This window comes from Tatumella sp. JGM91 (assembly GCF_018257575.1).
GTDB classification, from domain to species: domain Bacteria; phylum Pseudomonadota; class Gammaproteobacteria; order Enterobacterales; family Enterobacteriaceae; genus Tatumella; species Tatumella punctata.
In genome coordinates, this window is record NZ_JAERJP010000010.1 from 1 (window position 1) to 19,722 (window position 19,722).

Here is a 19,722-nt window from a genome sequence, read left to right on the forward strand (position 1 = left end):
GGTTAATTTAAGCCGCCAGTTCTCTCTGATATCGATTTGCCTGTACCCTGTTATCACGGTGGGCAATTGGTATCTGTTTACTCCCTGAATATCTTAGTGACTTAATTATCTGACAATAATTTTATTTTTTTATTTCAGAGATTAAATATTCATTTTTGTGACACGGTCAGTTACTTTTATTATCGATTGCCGGTATTCTGTCAGTTCTGTGATTATTGCTCAGGTGACGAGAGTTTATAAAATTTACAGGCGTGTTATTTAAGCATGATAACGTATAACAGCCAGTAATAGTTCTGGTGTCAGAATATTATCAGGTATAGCTGTTACTTAAATAATGAATATGATATTAGCAGTAAAGTTAACCTTTTAAAACAGGATGGTCAATGGATACCGTCGAACAGCTGAATGGAACATATTTTTATGCGGGTAAACCAAATATTATTGCCGCGGAACTATTCTTCATGATTTTTTGTGAGAATACAGCCAGGCAATTCGGTATCGGTATAGCTGATTTCGGGGCCGTTGTCGCTATTGTTTCCGGGAGAAACAACCTGGTGACAAGAGCTAAACCGGCTAATGCTATCAAAGGTACATCTTATGCATCGAGGGGGGCCAGAGCCGTTTTCGGGAAAATAAAATTTCCTTTCGGTATCTCGTTACCTACCTGGCCGGGAGGCTATACACCATGGACAGCGCGTCGTGTGATGGTGCGTAATCTTGCACCCTTTGTCGGCCGTTCAATACCTTTATTTGGGATAATTATTCTGGCTTCAGATGTCACACAAATCACTTATCTGACTGTGCGTGACTACAATACGATAGCCCGGGGCGATGATAAGTTATGGTAGAAACTATTGTGCAACGGGTTTATATGCTGGTACGGCCGTATGCCGGTACTTATCTTTTCAACCTTAAGACGGTGATATTAATGCCTGAAACCGATCTTGATACTGATCTGGGTATTGATGAACTTGAAGCTGAAGATCTGATGAATGATTTCTTCACACAATTTAACGTTGAACGGGGCAGTTTCAGAATTGAAACCTACTATCCACCGGGCACTTTGTCCCTGAATCCTTTCGCAAAAAAAACACTGATACCGGTCCCTGACTTTACTATCCGTATGCTGGTTGAATCAGCAAAGGCCGGGCGCTGGCTATTCGATTAACGCTACATAAGGGGGGTATAATGGCAGAACCTGTTTATTTATTTTTAACTGATGATCGCAGGGCGATTTTACCCGCGCTAACCAGTCCCGGTGAGCGGAAAATTGCCGGGTTTGAAGAGCATCACACTGCCCGACAACCTGTTTTACCCGCCGGTCGCCAGTCGTGGCTGATAACATCACAGATAACAAAATGTCTCGAGATTCAGGCTTCAGTGACATTTAGTAATTAATTATTAATATGATAATAATTCGCATTTACAATCATTAATATCGCGTCCAGATTAATCGTTATGGCGGGTGCATGGTGCGGCCGCAGGCAGTAATCTGTCAGGAGCGATAAGCAGAATGAAATCTTCAAAATTACTTATTGGTGTGGCCGCGGGGTCGGTGATGTTTTCGGCGACAGTGCTGGCCAAAGAGTATCCGATTGGCGGGCCAGTTGAACATCAGGGAATGCAGATTGCCTCATCTTATCTGCTGAATATCGAAACCAGTCCGTCACCGGAGTCGATGGTGATGGGTAACGATGTTATTCATCTGGAAACCGATGTCCATGCGACTAAAAATAATCAATGGGGATTTTCTGAAGGGGAGTGGATCCCCTATCTGTCGGTAGATTATGTGGTACAGAAACAGGGTGACAGCCATTTCCTGGAATTCGGTCAGTTGCTGCCGATGTCTGCTGACGATGGTGCGCACTATGCCCATAGCGTAAAAATGGCCGGCGCGGGTACCTATAAAGTCACCCTGAAATATAACGCCCCGGATGAACAGGGCTATGCACGCCATACTGATAAAGCCACCGGAATTCCGCGCTGGTTTGCCCCCTTTACCGAAACCTTTACCTTCCATTACCCCCAATAATCGCCGCACGGCAGGCGCACTGGCCTGCCGTCACTTTTCCCGAATCCTGTCCGTCCGTACTGCTTAACCGCACTTTTCCCGCTGATTGCCGCAACCCTTCTCTGAGGGCGGTGTACTGATCATACTGCCGGCTGCAAATCTGTAGCGGATGACAGCGCTCTGCACTGAGGGCCTGGCCGGTGGTAAATATTTATAGCCTGCTTAATAATAAATATCTTTGATGATGATTATCATATTTCCCGGGCAGAGGAAAAATAAAAACCAGTTAAATCAATGTGAATATTTTCGCGCGGGTTATTTATTGCGATATAACCGAATGTTTACCAATAAATAATTAATCAATCGTTCGGAAGATACAAAAAATGCGCTTCTGGTTTTATTTTTTCAATGCTTGAGTCAGATCCCATATTGAATGCTTAACTCTCTTAAAGCGTCATTTTATTGCAAGCTATGATTTATATTTCTCACGCACTCCGGTCTGCAGACAGCAAAAGGAAAAGTGATGAACCGTTTAATTATTATCATCCAGCATTATGACTGGGGCAGTAAAACCGCCCTGACAGAACTCTATGGTATTGAAAATTCAGCCGGTCAGCCGATGGCCGAATTATGGATGGGTGCCCACCCTGATGCCAGTTCGTCAATAATCACCGCGGGCCGGCAAATCAGCCTGGCCGATGTTATCCGTGATGATCCGCAGCAAATGCTCGGGGCAGAGGTTGCGCGGCGTTTTTCGGGGCTGCCGTTTCTGTTTAAGGTACTCTGTGCCGCCAGTCCGCTGTCCATCCAGGTGCATCCCCATAAAGCGGCGGCAGAGCAGGGCTTTGCCCGTGAGCAACAGGCCGGCATTCCCCATGACTCACCGTTACGTAATTACAAAGACCCTAACCATAAACCGGAATTACTCTATGCCCTGACGCCTTTTCGGGCGATAAACGGCTTCCGCTCGCCCCGGCAGATTGCCGGATTACTGACCCCGCTGGCTGGTACGGATCCGCTGATTGCCGCCTTTGTCGCCCGGCCGGGGACAGAGGCGCTGAAAGCGCTGTTTGCCGGTCTGCTGGGGATGCAGGGACAGGATGCTGCCAGGGCGGTACGTCGCTTATCAGAAGTCAGTGCTCACTTACCCGGTGAGGCATGGCAGGCAGTGCGCGAACTGCAGCAGTATTATCCGCAGGATATGGGGCTGTTTATGCCATTGTTATTGAATGTGGTGCAGCTGCAGCCCGGAGAAGCGATGTTTCTGTATGCGGGCACGCCCCATGCCTATCTTTCCGGCTGCGGGCTGGAAGTGATGGCCAATTCTGACAATGTACTGCGGGCCGGACTGACACATAAACATATGGATATTACTGAGTTACTGGCGAATGTTGATTTCACTGTCAGTCACCCGGAACAGCTGCGTGTCACTCCGGTTGTTTCGCAGGGTGAATTTAGTTTTCCGGTACCGGTCAGTGACTTCAGTTTCGCGGTGCATCAGTTGCAGGCCGTGCCCTGCGCCTTGTCATGGGGCGGACCGCTGATTGTATTCTGCCTGCAGGGCGAGGCCCTGTGTCAGTGCGCCGGGCAGCAGCTGAGCCTTCACGCCGGACAGTCAGCCTTTATTGGCGCCAGCGAACGGCCCTTGCTGGTCAGCGGCGACGGACGTCTGGCCGGGGCGTATTGTGAAATTTATTAATTATTTACTTTACCGGCAGCGCACAGTTTTTTCCCTGTGCTATATTTTTATCAATACCGGTTACCCGGAGAATGAAAAATTTAAATTTATTTAAATCAAAGTTATAAAAAAATGATCTGCCGCATTGTCAGCAGCTGAGTGCTCTGCCGGGCAGTATGATTTTAATTAACCTGTGTGAAATAATATATTCACCTGAGGCTAATATATTATTTTAAATAATAATTATTCATCTCCGTGATGCGCCGGTCGCCTCGTTTTACTGAGTCCCGTCACATATTTTATTTTTTTTAGGGAATAAAATAACTCTGTTTCCGAATACACTTTCCTGATATTTGCGTGTTTTTATCCTGACCATTGCAGATGCAGGACCTTTGAGAAAGATGTAGTTGATACGGGAGGTAGCAAGTGACTATTGCTATTGTCATTGGTACTCACGGTTGGGCGGCAGAACAATTGCTGAAAACCGCAGAAATGTTGTTAGGTGAGCAGGATAATGTCGGCTGGATTGACTTTGTCCCTGGTGAGAATGCTGACACCTTAATCGAAAAATATACCGCGAGGTTAGCAGCACTGGAGACCAGCCAGGGCGTGTTATTTTTGGTGGATACCTGGGGCGGCAGTCCGTTTAATGCGGCCAGCCGGATGGTAACAGAGAAAGAAAACTATGAGGTGATTGCCGGAGTCAATGTGCCGATGCTGGTGGAAACCTTTATGGCACGGGACGATAACCCGGCATTTAATGAACTGGTGGCGATCGCGCTGGAAACCGGACGTGAAGGGGTCAGGGCACTGAAATTTCAGCCAGAAACGGCCACCCCCGCCGTTGCCCCTGCCAGCCCTCAGCCGGTGAAAACCGCTACCGCACCGGCCCCGCAAAAGCCGATGAGTGACAGTGATTATATGGTGATTGGTCTGGCTCGTATCGATGACCGTCTGATCCACGGACAGGTGGCGACCCGCTGGACCAAAGAAACCAATGTGTCGCGCATTATTGTGGTCAGTGACGAGGTGGCCGCCGATCAGGTGCGCAAAACACTGCTGACCCAGGTGGCCCCGCCGGGAGTTACGGCCCATGTGGTGGACGTCGCCAAAATGCTGCGGGTTTATAACAATCCTAAATATGCCGGCCAGCGGGTTATGCTGCTGTTTACCAATCCCACGGACGTCGAACGTCTGGCCGCAGGCGGGGTGAAATTTACCAGTATTAATATCGGGGGGATGGCGTTCCGCCAGGGGAAAACCCAGGTCACCAATGCGGTGTCGGTCGATGCGCAGGATATCGGGGCCTTTAAAAAGCTCAATAGTCGCGGGATTGAGCTGGAAGTGCGTAAGGTCTCTTCCGATCAGAAAGTAAAAATGATGGATCTTATCGGCAAACTGGGCCAGTGATTGCCCGGCAGTCTGTCGTCTTATCAGTTTAACCTCACAGGAGAAGTACAATGGAGATAACCACACTTCAGATTGTACTGATATTCATCGTTGCCTGTATTGCCGGTATGGAATCAATACTGGATGAGTTTCAGTTTCACCGGCCCCTGGTGGCCTGTACCTTAGTCGGTCTGGTGCTCGGCGATATGAAAACCGGCATTATTATCGGCGGTACTCTGGAAATGATTGCCCTTGGCTGGATGAATATCGGGGCGGCGGTTGCCCCCGATGCGGCACTGGCATCGATTATTTCGACCATTCTGGTGATTGCCGGTCACCAGGGGATCGGGGCCGGTATTGCGCTGGCGATCCCGCTGGCGGCGGCCGGTCAGGTATTAACCATTATCGTGCGTACTATTACCGTTGGTTTCCAGCATGCGGCCGATAAAGCGGCCAATAACGGCAATCTGAGCGCATTATCCTGGATCCATGTGTCGGCGTTACTGCTGCAGGCCATGCGTATCGCTATCCCGGCACTGATTGTCGCGGTATCCGTCGGCACCAGTGAAGTGCAGTCGATGCTGAATGCGATTCCGGAAGTGGTGACCAATGGCCTGAATATTGCCGGTGGCATGATTGTGGTTGTCGGTTACGCGATGGTGATCAATATGATGCGTGCCGGCTATCTGATGCCTTTCTTTTATCTCGGATTCGTGACGGCGGCCTTTACCAACTTCAACCTGGTGGCGCTGGGCGTTATCGGCGCAGTCATGGCGGTACTCTATATCCAGCTGAGCCCCAAATATAACCGTTCTGCGGCCCCGGTGGCGGCATCGGGTAATAACGATCTTGATAACGAATTAGATTAAGAGGTGAGAGAAATGGTTGATACAACCCGTCCGACAGAGAAAAAGCTCACCCCCGGTGATATCCGTGGCGTCTTTATTCGTTCGAACCTGTTTCAGGGGTCGTGGAACTTTGAACGTATGCAGGCGCTGGGGTTCTGCTTTTCGATGATACCGGCGATACGCCGCCTGTATCCGGAAAATAACGATGACCGCCGTCAGGCAATCCGGCGTCATCTGGAGTTTTTTAATACCCATCCGTATATGGCGGCCCCGGTACTGGGGGTAACCCTGGCGATGGAGGAGCAGCGTGCCAATGGTGCCGCGATTGATGATGCGGCAATTAACGGCATTAAAGTGGGCCTGATGGGGCCGCTGGCCGGGGTAGGTGACCCGATTTACTGGGGAACGGTCCGTCCGGTATTCGCGGCTCTGGGCGCAGGGATTGCCATGAGCGGCAGCCTGCTCGGTCCTTTGCTGTTCTTTGTGTTGTTTAATGCCGTCCGTCTGCTGACTCTGTACTATGGTATTTCTTACGGATACCGCAAAGGGGTCGATATCGTAAAAGATATGGGCGGTGGCTTTCTGCAAAAACTGACCGAAGGAGCATCGATTCTCGGGTTATTTGTGATGGGGGCGCTGGTGAATAAGTGGACCCATGTCAATATACCGCTGGTGGTGTCGACGGTTGTCGACCCGAACGGGGCTGAGCAGGTCACCACGGTACAGACCATTCTCGACCAGTTAATGCCGGGGCTGGTGCCTTTGCTGCTGACGTTTGGCTGTATGTGGCTGTTGCGCAAAAAAGTGAATGCGCTGTGGATCATTATCGGCTTCTTCGTTATCGGTATTGCCGGTTATGCGGCCGGCCTGCTGGGAATGTAATCGCAGACAGGGCGGGGGCGATGGCTGCCCCCGCCGTTGAGGAGTGAGAAATGTCACTAACCGACAGCGTACTGGTGTTATTGAGTGTCTGCCTGCTGGGCTGGCTGCTATTTGATCAGGTCATCACCGGCTGGCTGAAAGGGCCGACCCTGCTGAAAGTGAGTCTGCTGCGCAGTAAGCGGATTGACGGGGCTATTTTTATCGGGCTGCTGGCGATTCTGCTGTACAACAATATCAATTCTGCGGGTGAGCCCCTGACCGGCTGGCTGTTATCCGTATTGCTGGTGGCCGGGGTGTATCTGGTGTGGCTGCGGCGTCCGGCACTGTTACTTAAGCCTCAGGGGTTCTGGTTGTGCTCGCTGTTTATCCCTTATCGCGCCATTCATAATATCCGTCTGTCAGAAGACGGGGTGCTGGTTATTCGTCTGGCATCACGTAATCTGCTGATCCGCGTACGTAATATTGATGATCTTGAACATATTTACCGCACCATGATTGCCACCAGCGACTAAGCGGTGCTACTTTAGCCATTCTTTTCCCCGCGGCGGATACCTCCCAATTCCTAAAAGCAGAAAAAATCTCATTATTTGTTTGGTGGTTGCCGCTGCGGACGGCACAATAGCTGTCATTATTCCGCTCTGCCTGAGCTACGCAGAGTATGGCAGTTTTACGCTTACTCAATGGATGTATGGACTATGAAAATTGCTATTGCCGGTACCGGTTACGTCGGGCTTTCGAATGGTATTTTGCTGGCACAACATAATGAAGTGGTGGCGTTAGATATTGACCAGAGCAAGGTCGATAAATTAAACCAGAAAATCTCACCTATCGTTGATAAAGAGATCGAACTTTATCTGGCGACCAGACAGCTTAACTTCACAGCCACCACAGATAAGACCCTTGCTTACCAGGGCGCTGATTTTGTGATTGTCGCGACCCCGACCGATTACGATCCGGTAAACAACTACTTTAATACCAAAAGTGTTGAGTCGGTGATCAGTGATGTGCTGGCGATTAATCCGCAGGCGACGATTGTGATTAAATCGACCATTCCGGTCGGCTTTACCCGTGCCCTGAAACAGCGTCTGGGGGTGGATAATATCATTTTCTCTCCGGAGTTCCTGCGTGAAGGCCGTGCACTGTATGACAATCTGTACCCGTCACGGATTGTGGTCGGCAGCCAGACCGAAGCCGGTAAAACCTTTGCTGCCTTGCTGGTTGCCGGTGCCGAGAAGCAGGATATTGAAGTACTGTTTACGGACGATACAGAAGCAGAAGCGATTAAACTGTTTGCCAACACTTATCTGGCCCTGCGTATTGCGTATTTTAACGAGCTGGACAGCTATGCTGAGCATCACGGTTTAAACAGCCGTCAGATTATTGAAGGTATTGGCCTGGATCCGCGTATCGGCAGCCATTATAACAACCCGTCTTTTGGTTATGGGGGATACTGCCTGCCAAAAGATACCAAACAGTTACTGGCTAACTATCACAATGTGCCGAACAACATTATCAGCGCGATTGTTGATGCCAACCGTACCCGTAAAGATTTTATCGCCGACAGTATTTTAAAACGTCACCCGAAAAAGGTCGGTATTTACCGGCTGGTGATGAAAGCCGGTTCCGATAACTTCCGTGCCTCGGCGGTACAGGGCATTATGAAACGCCTGAAGTCTAAAGGGGTGGAAGTGATGGTTTATGAACCGGTACTCGACGAACCGCTGTTCTTTAACTCGCAGGTGACCCACGACGTTAACGAACTGAAACAGCAGTGTGATGTGATTGTCGCCAACCGGCTGGTTGATGAGCTGAAAGATGTCAGCGATAAGGTCTATACCCGCGATTTATTTGGCAGTGATTAATCAGTAGCCATATTCATCCGTAGCCATAAAGAAAGCCCCGCAGCCACTGGTTGCGGGGCTTTACTTTGACTCCCTCAATTACGCCGCAGTTGCCCGTCTGTCTGCCTGCCAGCATCCTTGCTGGTCTGGTGTCATCCGGTTGAAGGCGCTGACTGCTGGTTTAACGTCACAACTGAAAGTGTGTTCAGGTGTTATGACTGTTAACTTCTTACTGCTTACTGCTTACTGCTTACTGCTTACTGCTTACTGCTTACTGCTTACTGCTTATTCTGCTGCTTTACTTAGTCTTCAGCGGTGGCCGTATCTCCCACTGCCACCGTCACCGCAATCTCAGCCCTGATGTTGTCTGCGATCCGCCAGCAGCTGATCAACACACCGGGTATCGTCCGCCTGGGTGGCTTCGATACGGGCAATATCATCACTGAACAGGGGCAGATATTTTTTATGGGCATAGAGTAACTGGTCGAGCAGTTGTCTGGCGTTATCACCGGCCCGGATCAGCGGGTTGATGGTAAAGGCATGCAGTGCCGCGCCATAGTCGCCACTGACCGCGGCCTCAATCACGGTCTGTTCCATGGCTTTCATCACCTGCAACATACCGCGTGCCGCAGGCGGGAACGTACCCCAGTTGAGGGGTTCAGCCCCGTGGGAAGTAATAACAGAGGACACCTCAGCAATACTGTCATAGGGCAGGTCGCTGAGTGCACCATTGTTACGGGTACTGACCACCATCATTTTACGGCTGTCATTATAAATTGATTCAATCAGGTCACAGGCGGCATCGCTGTAGTGAGCGCCGCCACGATCTGCCAGCTCGGCCGGTTTCTGTTTCAGGTTCGGATCTTTATACAGTTCAAATAACCGCTGCTCGGTGGCTTTCACCACTTCGGCACGGGTGGCATAACCGGCAAAATCCTCTACCGCGTGTTCCAGCATCTGCTGTTCCAGATAATAGTAACGGTGGTAGCCGCAGGGCAGCAGACCGAGGTGACGGACCTGCTCAATATTAAACGGGATCTGATGAATATTACGCAGCCCTTCATTCAGCTGCTGACCACCGTAGATGGCCTCCAGCAGACCGGCAGTATGTTCGGTGCCTTGCTTGTCCCATACCCGGTGCCAGTGGAAGTGGTTTAACCCGGCAAATTTAAAAAACAGAGCGTCTTCCGGCTGATTAAGCAGGCTGGTGGCCTGTTCAATATGGCTGAACGGGACATTACACAGGCCGATGGTTTTTTCCCACTGGCCGTAACGGATAGCCGCCTCGGTGACCATTCCGGCCGGATTGGTAAAGTTAACCAGCCAGGCATTGGGGCACTGCTGACGCATATCTTTAATAATATCGAGGATCACCGGAATGGTACGCAGGGCTTTCATGATGCCCCCGGCACCGTTAGTTTCCTGGCCCAGGTAACCATGGGCTAAGGGGATACATTCATCCTTTAGCCTGGCATCCAGCAGCCCGACGCGGAACTGGGTGGTGACAAAGTCTGCATCTTTCAGGGCCGCTTTACGGTCCAGCGTCAGCCGGACCTGCCACGGCAGCCCGGCAGCCTCAATCATCCGGCGGGCCATATTACCGACAATCTCCAGCTTCTCTTGTCCTGCTTCAATATCGACCAGCCAGATCTCTTTCACCGGCAGTTTATCTTTACGCAGAATCAGTCCTTCAATCAGTTCCGGGGTATAACTGGAACCGCCGCCGATAGTCACTATTTTCATTAGGCATCCTTTCTCTGTGAGTTGAGTGAATAAAACTTCTGGTATAACGCGACGATCTCTTCGGCCATTTCACGGCATAACATGGCATTCATAATATGGTCCTGGGCGTGCACCATAATCAGGCTGACCGGCACCCTGCCGGCACCTTCGTCCTCGCCGATCAGCCGGGTCTGCATATTGTGACACTGACTGGCCGCCGCGCCGGACTGTTGCAGAAAATCTTCTGCTTGCTGCCACTGGCTGTTGCGGGCTGCGCGTATGGCTTCCATGGCACAGGATTTCGATTCTCCGGCGCACAGGATCAGGTTAATAATGGTCTCTTCATCTATTTCCATATCAGTTCTTTCCATATCATTCTCCGCTGACGGTTTCTGCCGCCAGTAAACTGCGCTCATAAAGCTTATAGAACGGGTAGTAGATCAGGGCTGAACTTAAGGTCAGCAGCACCACCAGTAAGGCGGCGTTAATATCCCAGCCGGTTGCCCAGGCTGCGCCTATCGGGCCGGGAGAGGTCCAGGGGGCGAGGGAAATGATATGGGCCACCAGTCCGTACTTAATGGCAAACCAGGCAATAATGGCGTTAACCATTGGCGTGAGGGTAAAAGGGATAAAAAACAGGGTGTTCATCACGATAGGTGAGCCAAAAATCACCGGCTCGTTAATATTAAACAGCGACGGGACCAGCGATATTTTACCGATAGCCCGCAGATGGGCTGATTTGCTGCGCAGATAGAGCAGCACCAGCCCGATAGTCGCCCCGGAACCACCGAGGGTGACAAAAAACGACCAGAAAGGTTCGACAAAAATATTCTCTGCCGCCTGACCGCCGGCAATATTCATCTGATTCAGGCCAAGGTTCGTCAGCCAGAATGCCTGTAAAAAGCCGCCGACAATATTGGCGCCATGGATCCCGGCAAACCACAGGATATGACAGATCAGTACCGCAATAATGACCGCCGGCAGTGAGTCAGAGGCGGATAACAGCGGGCTGAACAGGTCCATAATCGCCTGAGGGATCAGCATGCCGCTCAGGGATTGCACCGCGAGGCTGATCGGGAATAACAGCAGCAGTATCAGAGATAACGGAATCAGCTGGTTAAAGGATTTACGGATATTATCCGGCACCTGCTCCGGCAGCCGGATACCGATATTATGTTTATGCAGCCAGTAAGATATTTCTGTCACACTGACCGCGACAATAATCGCGGTAAAGATACCGGAACCGCCGAGATAGCTGGCAGACATCACACCGTCGGTCAGGGGGCTGCAGACCAGCAAAAAAGCCACCAGTGACAGTAATGCGGTGTTCAGGGCTTCCATCCGGTAATGGCGGGCCAGTGCATAACCAATCGCCGGGCATATATAGACGGACATTATCCCCATAGTCATATTATAGGGCGTCAGCAGCTGTTGCTTATATTCTGCGGCAATATATAGCCAGCCACGGGCAATAAAAAAGTTATTCTGTTCAGAGAATGGCGGGTAGGCAAATATAAGCACAAAGGATCCGATAATCATAAATGGCATCACGGAAATAAAACCATCACGGATAGCCATGATATGTCTCTGGGCCGATATTTTTGCCGCCAGCGGCAGCATTACTTTTTCCAGCGCAGAAAAAATGCGATTAATATCCATATGTCCCCCGGCTGAATTACATGGCTAATGCTGATTGCAGAACTTTATCACCGCGCATCATTCCATAGTCCATTGCATCAATCACCGAGACGGGAATATTAAGAGGTGCCAGTTTTTCCTGAACTTCCGACAGTTTATATTTTACCTGTGGCCCGAGCAGGCAACAGTCAGTCTGTTGAAGGTTATCATCTAATTCATTGATACTGATGGCTTTGATATAAACATCGATCTGATTTTCACGGGCATACTTTTGCATGCGGGTGACCAGCATACTGGTCGACATTCCGGCGGCACAACACAGCAGTATATTTTTCATAAACCATCCCTGAGTCAATGGACATTCATCCTGAATAAACAGTCACCGTTGCTGTTTATACACGCGCCGGTAATTCTATATTGTGCGTATAATCACACGCGGAGAAATATTTTATTTTCTTATGTCTGGTAATGATATTTATCCGGGGACTGTAATTGATTTATTTAACCTGTCTGAATTACATGCTGTGTTATTAATTTCGGTTGATTTCTGACATTTTATTTTTATTACTCTGTTCTTTTTAAGACAGTAATAGTGCGGATAACCGGCAGACGGATATGTGCCGGTCACCGCAGTTAACAGGCCTGTAAAGCCGCTGGCAGGGGCACACAACCGCAGCAGGCAGGGCAGACTTTTGCACTCGCTGCAATAATGCTTTGCCGTAACCGCTATTTGATCTGTGGTACGGCTGTGCTTAACTGATCTGTATCACATTTTAGTGTTATCTGACGGTTCCCCGGGCTTGTCTGCTGCCACACGGGGAATTTCTATCATTATCACAGGAGTATGTATGCCCGTTGCGTTACTGGCTCTGGCGCTGAGTGCGTTTGCTATCGGAACCACCGAGTTTGTTATTATGGGATTACTGCCCGGGGTGGCAGAAAACCTGCATGTGTCGATCCCTTCGGCCGGGTGGCTGATCAGTGGTTATGCGCTGGGGGTGGCAATAGGTGCGCCGGTAATGGCATTACTGACCGCCCGGTTACCACGTAAGCGAACCCTGTTGCTGCTGATGCTGATTTTTATTGCCGGTAATCTGCTGTGTGCCACCGCTTCTGACTATCACCTGCTGATGGTAGCGCGTATTGTGACCGCCCTGTGTCACGGCGCATTTTTCGGTATCGGGGCGGTGGTGGCTGCCAGCCTGGTCGCTCCGGGCCGGCAGGCATCGGCTGTGGCCTTAATGTTTACCGGGCTGACGCTGGCCAATGTGCTGGGGGTGCCGCTCGGGACCTGGTTTGGGCAGTTATATGGCTGGCGTTCCACTTTCTGGGCGGTCAGCGGCATCGGGGTGCTGGCGTTTATCGGGCTGATCCTCAGTCTGCCGGTCAACCGTGACGAAAAACCGGTCAATCTGGTGAGTGAGATTGCAGCCCTGAACAACGGCAGGCTGTGGTTATCATTACTGATGACGGTCTGTTTTGCCGCGGCGATGTTTGCTCTGTTCAGCTATATTGCCCCGTTACTGTTACAGGTGACCGGGCTCAGCGAAAGCGGGCTCAGCTGGACCCTGTTTCTGGTCGGTGCGGGGCTGACCCTGGGGAATATTTTCGGCGGCTGGCTGGCCGATCGTAAACTGTCTTTCAGTTTACTGCTGAGTTTTACCCTGATGGCGCTGTTTTCGCTGCTGTTCCGCTGGACCAGTGGCGGATTCTGGCTGGCAGAGATCACCCTGTTTATCTGGGCGTTAGCCACTTTTTCGACCGTACCGGCCCTGCAAATTAACGTGGTACGTCACGGGAAGGAAGCACCGCACCTGGTATCGACCCTGAATATTTCGGCCTTTAATCTCGGTAACGCTATCGGTGCCTGGCTGGGCGGGGTAGTGATCAGTCAGGGGGCTGGCCTGACCTCAGTGCCGGTTGTGGCCGCGGTGCTGGCCGTCGCCGGTCTGCTGACCGCCGTGATCACTTTCCGTGGAGCGGCCGATAACAGCCCGCGTGAACTGCGTCAGTAAGCTGGCGCGGGCGGTTGCAGTTGCTGTTCAATCTGCCGGGTAAATATCCCCGCCTGTTGTTGTAAATGACGGACAAAACTGCCGGTCAGGGCAGAGGCTGGCCGGTGCAGCGGCCGGATCAGACTGACGGTAAAAGGCACGCTGATACTGAACCGTCGCATCACCACGCCGTGACCGGTGTAATCCAGTGCCGTCAGAGGATTAATAATCGACACACCAATAGCGGCTTTTACCATGGCACAGACCGAAGCCGCACTGTGGGTTTCCATCCGCAGCATGCGGCTGACCCCTTGTTCACGAAACAGGCTGTCCAGTAACTGACGGTAACTGTCATCTTTTGACAGGCTGATAAACGGCAGCCCGGCAAAATCCTGCGGGGTCAGCTGACTGCGTGCCGCCAGCGGGTGCTGTTCCGGCAGCACACAGACCTCGTCCACTGTCAGCAAGGGCAGCAGCTCGGTCCCGGCCGGCCGCTGGCGGGTTTCCGTCAGCCCGAGGTCGTAACGCTGCGCCGACAGCCACTCTTCCAGTAACGGCGATTCACGGGGAATAATATTCATACTGACTGTCGGATAACGTTCCAGAAACGGCTGACACAGGGCGGGCAGCAGTGACTGGGAAAAAGCCGGCAGGCAGGCGACTGAGAGTTCGGCCTGATGAAAGTCACCCAGCCCTTCGGCCGTTTCCCGTATTCTTTCCATGCCGTACCAGCTGCGTTCCACCTCTTCAAATAACCTGAGTGCCTGCACCGTCGGCTGCAGACGGCCGCCGATACGGCTGAACAGGCTGACCGCCAGCTGTTGTTCAAAGCGAGCCAGTTCGCGGCTCAGTGTGGGCTGAGAGGTATGCAGAAATTCAGCGGCCCGGGTCAGGTTATCGCGGGTCATGATGGCGTGGAAAATTTCAATCTGCCGCCAGGTTATTTTTTGCATCAGTGTATCTGTCCGTACCCGTGTACCTGCTGGCAGGGCGGGGAGAGTGAGTGGCGGTGGCCGGGGGCGCACCGGGCGCGGCAGCCCGCGCAACCTTCCATATCAGAAATGAATAGATAACAGATGAAATGATATTTTTCAATATGCATGGTCTGTGGCTTACTGTCTGTATCAGCACAGGAGAAGCGAACTTATGCCACGCCCGTTAACCACCAACGATACCGCCCTTAACCGGGATAATTTATTACCACTGGCACAACACTACCAGGGGCCGTTCTGGGCCTACGACGGCGATGTGATCCGCCGCCAGATTGCACGGCTTACGGATTTTGACGTGATCCGTTTTGCCCAGAAAGCCTGCTCGAATATTCATATTCTGCGGCTGATGCGTGCTGCCGGGGTAAAAGTTGACTCAGTTTCTCTCGGGGAAATCGAACGGGCGTTAGTGGCCGGTTATCCGGCCGGCGGTGACGATATTGTGTTTACAGCCGATGTGCTGGATAACGCCGTATTGCAGCGGGTGGCAGAACTGAAGATTCCGGTCAATGCCGGTTCTGTGGATATGCTGCATCAGCTGGCGGCGGTGTCTGCCGGTCATCCGGTCTGGCTGCGGATTAACCCCGGCTTTGGTCATGGCCACAGCCAGAAAACCAATACCGGTGGCGAGAACAGTAAACACGGTATCTGGTATCAGCAGCTGGATGCGGCATTACAGGTGGTACAGGATAAGGGGCTGACGCTGGCCGGTCTGCATATGCATATCGGTTCCGGTGTCGATTACCAGCACCTGCAGCAGGTGTGTGATGCCATGGTTAGCCAGGTGATCAGCAGCGGCGCGGATGTACCGGCCATTTCTGCCGGCGGTGGTCTGTCGGTGCCTTATCATTATGCAGAGGATGAGATAGACCCGGCCCACTATTTCAGCCTGTGGGACGGAGCCCGTCAGCGGATTGCCGCACATCTCGGCCATCCGGTGACTCTGGAAATTGAACCCGGCCGTTTTCTGGTCGCCCAGTCAGGCGTGATGGTCAGCCAGGTGCGGGCCGTGAAACAGATGGGTAGCCGCCATTTTGTGCTGGTGGACGCCGGATTCAGTGACCTGATGCGTCCGGCGATGTACGGCAGCTACCATGAAATTTCCCTGATGCCTGCCGACGGCAGCCCGCCGGATACCACCCGGTTGTGTGAGTCGGTTGTCGCCGGTCCCCTGTGTGAATCGGGTGATGTCTTTACCCAGTTGGAAGGGGGGATGGTTGAACCGCGTTGGTTACCGGCGGCGAAGGTCGGCGATTATCTGGTATTTCATGATACCGGTGCTTACGGGGCTTCGATGTCCTCGAACTACAATAGCCGGCCGCTGATCCCGGAAGTGTTGTTCAGCGGCGGGAAAGTGCGTGAAATCCGCCGGGCTCAGACCATCGGTGAATTACTGGCGCTGGAATCCGATGTCGCGGGCGAATAATCGTCGGCCGGGTCTTTAGCCCGGCGCGTCGTTACAGGTGGCCACCGAGTGACGGATCACCAGTGTCGGGTGGAACAGATGGGTGGTTTGCGGGGCTGGCTGCTGTTTTGATAATGCCAGTGCCAGCGAGGCAGCCTGCCGGGCCATGGTCACCACCGGATAACGGATGGTGGTCAGGCGCGGCCGCACATAGCGCGAAACCAGCACATCATCAAAGCCGATCAGCGACATCTGTCGCGGAACCTGAATACCGTTATCATTGAGGGCGGCCAGCGCCCCGGCCGCCATCGAGTCGTTATAACAGGCGACGGCGGTAAAGGCTTTCCCCTCCGCCAGCAAATGGATCATCGCCTGCTCACCGCCGGTTTCATCCGGGTCACCGTAAGCAATCAGCTGCGGGTTTAGCGGAATCTGATGTTCGCTGAGCGCCCGGTAGTAGCCCTCCAGCCGGTCACTGGCATCGGAAATCGCATGGTCGGAACAGATAAACGCGATATTCTCATGGCCCTGCTGAATTAAATGGCGGGTTGCCAGCCAGCCACCGTAGTTATCATCCAGCGCCACACAGCGCTGCTCAAAGCCCGGCAGAATCCGGTTAATCAGTACGATACCGGGGATATGGCGCATCAGTTCTGAAAGTTCATCATCGGGAATTTTTTTGACATGCAGCACCATGGCTTCGCACTGATGACGGATCAGCTGTTCGATGGCCAGCCGCTCCTGGTGCTCGTCATGATAGCCATTACCGATCAACAGAAAGTTATTGGTCTGGCTGGCGACCTCATCGACGGCCTTTACCATCGCGCCAAAAAACGGGTCGGAGACATCGGCGACGATCAGGCCGAGGGTGGCGGCGGTTTGTTGTGCCAGTGCGCGGGCATTGGCATTGGGCTGGTAATGCAGTTGCTGCATCGCGTCCTGCACGGCCTGACGTGAAGCGTCACTGGCTTTTGGCGAGTGGTTGAGCACCCGGGAGACAGTGGCGACTGATACACCGGCCAGTCTGGCAACATCCTTTATGGTAGCCATTGGTTTTTTTTCCGGTAAAGCGTTTACACATCGGGCCAGTGTTACGGAAAAGCGCATCCACTGCAAGGGAATAAGACGCAGCAGGGCCGCTGGCGGAGGCTGTCTGCGGCCGGTATTACCGGGCAGACCCCGGGGGAGGGTACGGACGGCCGGCAGCGGCAGGATTATGTATTTAAAGCGTTAATCTCTAAATAGCTGCTTACATTTTGCGGACAACTGTTGCGTTTATGTTGTGGAGCCGCGCAGCCATTAACGGGTAGATTAACAGTCCCAGAGGTATTGATGGGTGAACATCAAACATATTTGATTACACCAGCCTGCGCTGACGCGCAGGTTTTTTTTTGCCCGCGGTTTCTCATTTCTTCCCGTAGCCTGATATGCTGTCAATGTTTACTCTGCTTAACGATTACCAACTGATACACACTTTCGCTGTGATCCTGCGGGTAAATTGATTATAAGACAGGGTTAATACGCCTTAATTGTTTATAATTCAGCGGAATGTTATGCCCCGGACCAAGAAGACGCTGGGAAAAGACCAGACAAAAGCAACATTTAACCCTTTTCGATTTCGCCTGGTGTGCCTCGGTGTGGTCGCTTGCCTGGTCTTCCTGATTATGCGGGTCGGTGATCTGCAGTTGCTGGATCGCCCGATGCTGGAAAAAGAAGCCGACCAGCGCTCCCTGCGTGAAGTGGTTTTGCCGACTAACCGCGGCACCTTGCTGGATCGTAATGGCGATACTCTCGCCCTGAGTGTTCCCTCCCGCGACATTATCGCTGACCCCCTGAAAGTGCTGGAAGCTAATCCGGATTTTTATGACGCTAAGTGGACGTATCTGGCGTCGGCACTGAACTTACGTCCGGCAGAGCTGGCTGCGGCGATCACCGCCAGCCCGAAAAAACGTTTTCTCTACCTCGGCAGAAAAATTGAACTGGGGATTGCCAAAGATATCTCCGGACTGCATCTGGCCGGGATTTCCAGTGTCTATGATGACAGCCGTTTTTACCCGATGAGTGATGCGGCAGCGCCGCTGATCGGTATTGTCGGGGCAGATAACAGCGGCCTGAATGGAATAGAGCGCAGTTTTGATAAAATTCTGCAGGGCGAGCCCGGCAAAGAGAAGTACCGCCAGGATCGTCACGGCAATATTATCTCGATGATCAGTTACCAGCCACCGACCCAGCCGCCGACGGTACAACTGAGTATTGATAAATATATCCAGTACACCATGTACAGCAAACTGCGCGACGGGGTACTGCTTAACCAGGCCGATTCCGGGGCCGCAGTAATGGTACGGGTGGATACGGGAGAAATCCTCGGTATGGCATCTTACCCGTCCTATAACCCGAATAATTATGACGATGCAACGCCGGTTCAGATGCGTAACGTGGCGATTAACGATAGCTTTGAACCCGGCTCTACGGTTAAACCGCTGGTTGTGATGGAAGGTTTGCAGCGTCATCTGGTGCGGCCTGATTCGGTACTGGATACCACGCCATATACGGTTAACGGGCATCTGATCCGCGATGTCGGCCACTGGCCGCGTCTGACCATGACCGGTATTTTGCAGAAATCGAGTGATATCGGGGTCTCCCATATAGCTCTGGCAATGCCGGCGGATGTGTTAGTCAATACTTACCGCTCTTTCGGGCTGGGACGCCCCACCGACTTAGGCCTGACCGGAGAGAGTACCGGTTACTTCCCGCTGCACCGCCAGCGCTGGGCTGATATCGAACGGGCGACTTTTTCGTTCGGCTATGGGCTGCGTGTCACGCCGTTGCAGATTGCCCGCGAATACGCCACCCTCGGGTCATTTGGTGTCTACCGTCCGTTGTCGATAACCAAAGTAACGCCTCCGGTGCAGGGCACGCGGGTGGCTGACGATGATGTGGTGCGCAGTGTGGTGCATATGATGGAAAGTGATGCACTGCCCGGCGGCTCCGGGGTACGCGCAGCGGTGCCCGGCTATCGTCTGGCAATTAAGACCGGTACTGCAGAAAAAATGGGCAGTAACGGTAAATATGATGGCGGTTATATTAACTACACCGCAGGGGTCGCCCCGGCCAGCCATCCGGTGGTGGCACTGGTGATTATGATTAACCACCCGACGGCGGGGGCACACTTCGGTGGCTCAGTGGCCGCGCCGGTATTTGGTAATATTATCGGCCCGGTACTTAAGTATCTGAATGTACCGCCGGATGCCCTGTACAGCACCAATACGGATATTGCTTCCGCGCCCGCGCCTGTTACCGCACACTGAGTACAGGCTTTATCACC

Annotated in this window: 18 protein-coding genes; 12 read left to right on the top strand and 6 right to left on the bottom strand. The window is 52.3% G+C overall.

The window, feature by feature from the left end; all coding sequences use genetic code 11:
• The first annotated feature begins 383 nt into the window (after positions 1-383).
• The 9 genes from JK198_RS08220 to JK198_RS08260 all read left to right on the top strand — a co-directional run bounded on the left by JK198_RS08220 (position 384) and on the right by JK198_RS08260 (position 8,670).
• Positions 384-848 (top strand): STM2901 family protein, encoded by a 465-nt coding sequence (locus tag JK198_RS08220; RefSeq protein ID WP_212710407.1) that lies wholly within the window; start codon positions 384-386, stop codon positions 846-848.
• A complete protein-coding gene (locus JK198_RS08225; protein ID WP_212707705.1) occupies positions 842-1,168 on the top strand; it encodes a DUF1493 family protein in 327 nt (108 codons plus the stop codon). Before JK198_RS08220 ends, JK198_RS08225 begins: the two co-directional genes overlap by 7 nt.
• A 345-nt stretch (positions 1,169-1,513) precedes the next feature.
• Positions 1,514-2,032, top strand: coding sequence for an iron transporter (locus tag JK198_RS08230; RefSeq protein WP_212710406.1), 519 nt, complete (start codon positions 1,514-1,516; stop codon positions 2,030-2,032).
• Positions 2,033-2,534: 502 nt separating this feature from the next.
• The gene (manA, locus tag JK198_RS08235) at positions 2,535-3,710 is read left to right on the top strand and encodes a mannose-6-phosphate isomerase, class I (RefSeq protein ID WP_212710405.1); all 1,176 of its coding nucleotides are present in this window, start codon (positions 2,535-2,537) and stop codon (positions 3,708-3,710) included.
• 405 nt (positions 3,711-4,115) lie between these two features.
• Positions 4,116-5,099 carry a PTS mannose transporter subunit IIAB gene (gene manX, locus JK198_RS08240; RefSeq protein ID WP_212707708.1) on the top strand — a complete coding sequence of 328 codons (984 nt, stop codon included), beginning with the start codon at positions 4,116-4,118 and terminating at the stop codon, positions 5,097-5,099.
• Between the two features lie 50 nt (positions 5,100-5,149).
• A complete protein-coding gene (locus JK198_RS08245; protein ID WP_212707709.1) occupies positions 5,150-5,947 on the top strand; it encodes a PTS mannose/fructose/sorbose transporter subunit IIC in 798 nt (265 codons plus the stop codon).
• 12 nt (positions 5,948-5,959) lie between these two features.
• Complete coding sequence (locus JK198_RS08250) at positions 5,960-6,808, top strand: PTS mannose transporter subunit IID (RefSeq protein WP_212707710.1); 849 nt, start codon at positions 5,960-5,962, stop codon at positions 6,806-6,808.
• A gap of 50 nt (positions 6,809-6,858) precedes the next feature.
• Positions 6,859-7,320: a DUF986 family protein gene (locus JK198_RS08255; RefSeq protein WP_212710404.1), complete on the top strand. Its 462-nt coding sequence runs from the start codon at positions 6,859-6,861 to the stop codon at positions 7,318-7,320.
• A gap of 183 nt (positions 7,321-7,503) precedes the next feature.
• Positions 7,504-8,670, top strand: coding sequence for a nucleotide sugar dehydrogenase (locus JK198_RS08260; protein ID WP_212707712.1), 1,167 nt, complete (start codon positions 7,504-7,506; stop codon positions 8,668-8,670).
• Positions 8,671-9,000: 330 nt separating this feature from the next.
• Here JK198_RS08260 and JK198_RS08265 read toward each other — a convergent pair whose 3' ends face one another.
• The 4 genes from JK198_RS08265 to JK198_RS08280 are packed head-to-tail and all read right to left on the bottom strand — an operon-like array spanning position 9,001 to position 12,346.
• A complete protein-coding gene (locus tag JK198_RS08265) occupies positions 9,001-10,392 on the bottom strand; it encodes a 6-phospho-beta-glucosidase (RefSeq protein ID WP_212707713.1) in 1,392 nt (463 codons plus the stop codon).
• Positions 10,392-10,727 (bottom strand): PTS lactose/cellobiose transporter subunit IIA, encoded by a 336-nt coding sequence (locus tag JK198_RS08270; RefSeq protein WP_212707774.1) that lies wholly within the window; start codon positions 10,725-10,727, stop codon positions 10,392-10,394. The genes JK198_RS08265 and JK198_RS08270 overlap by 1 nt, the downstream gene beginning before the upstream one ends.
• 16 nt (positions 10,728-10,743) lie before the next feature.
• On the bottom strand, positions 10,744-12,030 hold the full coding sequence (locus JK198_RS08275) for a PTS sugar transporter subunit IIC (protein WP_212707714.1): 1,287 nt from the start codon (positions 12,028-12,030) through the stop codon (positions 10,744-10,746).
• 16 nt (positions 12,031-12,046) lie between these two features.
• Positions 12,047-12,346 (bottom strand): PTS sugar transporter subunit IIB, encoded by a 300-nt coding sequence (locus JK198_RS08280; RefSeq protein ID WP_212707715.1) that lies wholly within the window; start codon positions 12,344-12,346, stop codon positions 12,047-12,049.
• A gap of 511 nt (positions 12,347-12,857) precedes the next feature.
• Here JK198_RS08280 and JK198_RS08285 point away from each other — a divergent pair.
• Entirely contained in the window at positions 12,858-14,024 is a 1,167-nt protein-coding gene (locus tag JK198_RS08285) for an MFS transporter (RefSeq protein ID WP_212707716.1), read from the top strand.
• Here JK198_RS08285 and JK198_RS08290 read toward each other — a convergent pair.
• Entirely contained in the window at positions 14,018-14,956 is a 939-nt protein-coding gene (locus JK198_RS08290) for a LysR family transcriptional regulator (protein WP_212707717.1), read from the bottom strand. The genes JK198_RS08285 and JK198_RS08290 overlap by 7 nt on opposite strands.
• Positions 14,957-15,149: 193 nt before the next feature.
• Between JK198_RS08290 and lysA the strand changes: the two genes are divergently transcribed.
• Positions 15,150-16,418 carry a diaminopimelate decarboxylase gene (gene lysA, locus JK198_RS08295; protein WP_212710403.1) on the top strand — a complete coding sequence of 423 codons (1,269 nt, stop codon included), beginning with the start codon at positions 15,150-15,152 and terminating at the stop codon, positions 16,416-16,418.
• Between the two features lie 15 nt (positions 16,419-16,433).
• On the opposite strand, the gene galR is transcribed toward lysA, so the two are convergent.
• A complete protein-coding gene (gene galR, locus JK198_RS08300) occupies positions 16,434-17,447 on the bottom strand; it encodes an HTH-type transcriptional regulator GalR (protein WP_212710402.1) in 1,014 nt (337 codons plus the stop codon).
• Between the two features lie 503 nt (positions 17,448-17,950).
• Here galR and JK198_RS08305 point away from each other — a divergent pair.
• Positions 17,951-19,705 (top strand): penicillin-binding transpeptidase domain-containing protein, encoded by a 1,755-nt coding sequence (locus JK198_RS08305; protein ID WP_212710401.1) that lies wholly within the window; start codon positions 17,951-17,953, stop codon positions 19,703-19,705.
• Positions 19,706-19,722 lie beyond the last annotated feature (17 nt).

Excerpts from the sequence above, each read along its gene's own strand:
- JK198_RS08290 (WP_212707717.1), bottom strand. The coding sequence starts at position 14,956 with ATGCAAAAAATAACCTGGCGGCAGATTGAAATTTTCCACGCCATCATG.
- galR (WP_212710402.1), bottom strand. The coding sequence starts at position 17,447 with ATGGCTACCATAAAGGATGTTGCCAGACTGGCCGGTGTATCAGTCGCC.
- JK198_RS08260 (WP_212707712.1), top strand. The coding sequence starts at position 7,504 with ATGAAAATTGCTATTGCCGGTACCGGTTACGTCGGGCTTTCGAATGGT.
- JK198_RS08270 (WP_212707774.1), bottom strand. The coding sequence starts at position 10,727 with ATGGAAATAGATGAAGAGACCATTATTAACCTGATCCTGTGCGCCGGA.
- JK198_RS08280 (WP_212707715.1), bottom strand. The coding sequence starts at position 12,346 with ATGAAAAATATACTGCTGTGTTGTGCCGCCGGAATGTCGACCAGTATG.
- manA (WP_212710405.1), top strand. The coding sequence starts at position 2,535 with ATGAACCGTTTAATTATTATCATCCAGCATTATGACTGGGGCAGTAAA.
- JK198_RS08265 (WP_212707713.1), bottom strand. The coding sequence starts at position 10,392 with ATGAAAATAGTGACTATCGGCGGCGGTTCCAGTTATACCCCGGAACTG.
- lysA (WP_212710403.1), top strand. The coding sequence starts at position 15,150 with ATGCCACGCCCGTTAACCACCAACGATACCGCCCTTAACCGGGATAAT.
- JK198_RS08250 (WP_212707710.1), top strand. The coding sequence starts at position 5,960 with ATGGTTGATACAACCCGTCCGACAGAGAAAAAGCTCACCCCCGGTGAT.
- JK198_RS08230 (WP_212710406.1), top strand. The coding sequence starts at position 1,514 with ATGAAATCTTCAAAATTACTTATTGGTGTGGCCGCGGGGTCGGTGATG.
- JK198_RS08225 (WP_212707705.1), top strand. The coding sequence starts at position 842 with ATGGTAGAAACTATTGTGCAACGGGTTTATATGCTGGTACGGCCGTAT.
- JK198_RS08245 (WP_212707709.1), top strand. The coding sequence starts at position 5,150 with ATGGAGATAACCACACTTCAGATTGTACTGATATTCATCGTTGCCTGT.
- JK198_RS08285 (WP_212707716.1), top strand. The coding sequence starts at position 12,858 with ATGCCCGTTGCGTTACTGGCTCTGGCGCTGAGTGCGTTTGCTATCGGA.
- JK198_RS08305 (WP_212710401.1), top strand. The coding sequence starts at position 17,951 with ATGCCCCGGACCAAGAAGACGCTGGGAAAAGACCAGACAAAAGCAACA.
- JK198_RS08255 (WP_212710404.1), top strand. The coding sequence starts at position 6,859 with ATGTCACTAACCGACAGCGTACTGGTGTTATTGAGTGTCTGCCTGCTG.
- JK198_RS08275 (WP_212707714.1), bottom strand. The coding sequence starts at position 12,030 with ATGGATATTAATCGCATTTTTTCTGCGCTGGAAAAAGTAATGCTGCCG.
- JK198_RS08220 (WP_212710407.1), top strand. The coding sequence starts at position 384 with ATGGATACCGTCGAACAGCTGAATGGAACATATTTTTATGCGGGTAAA.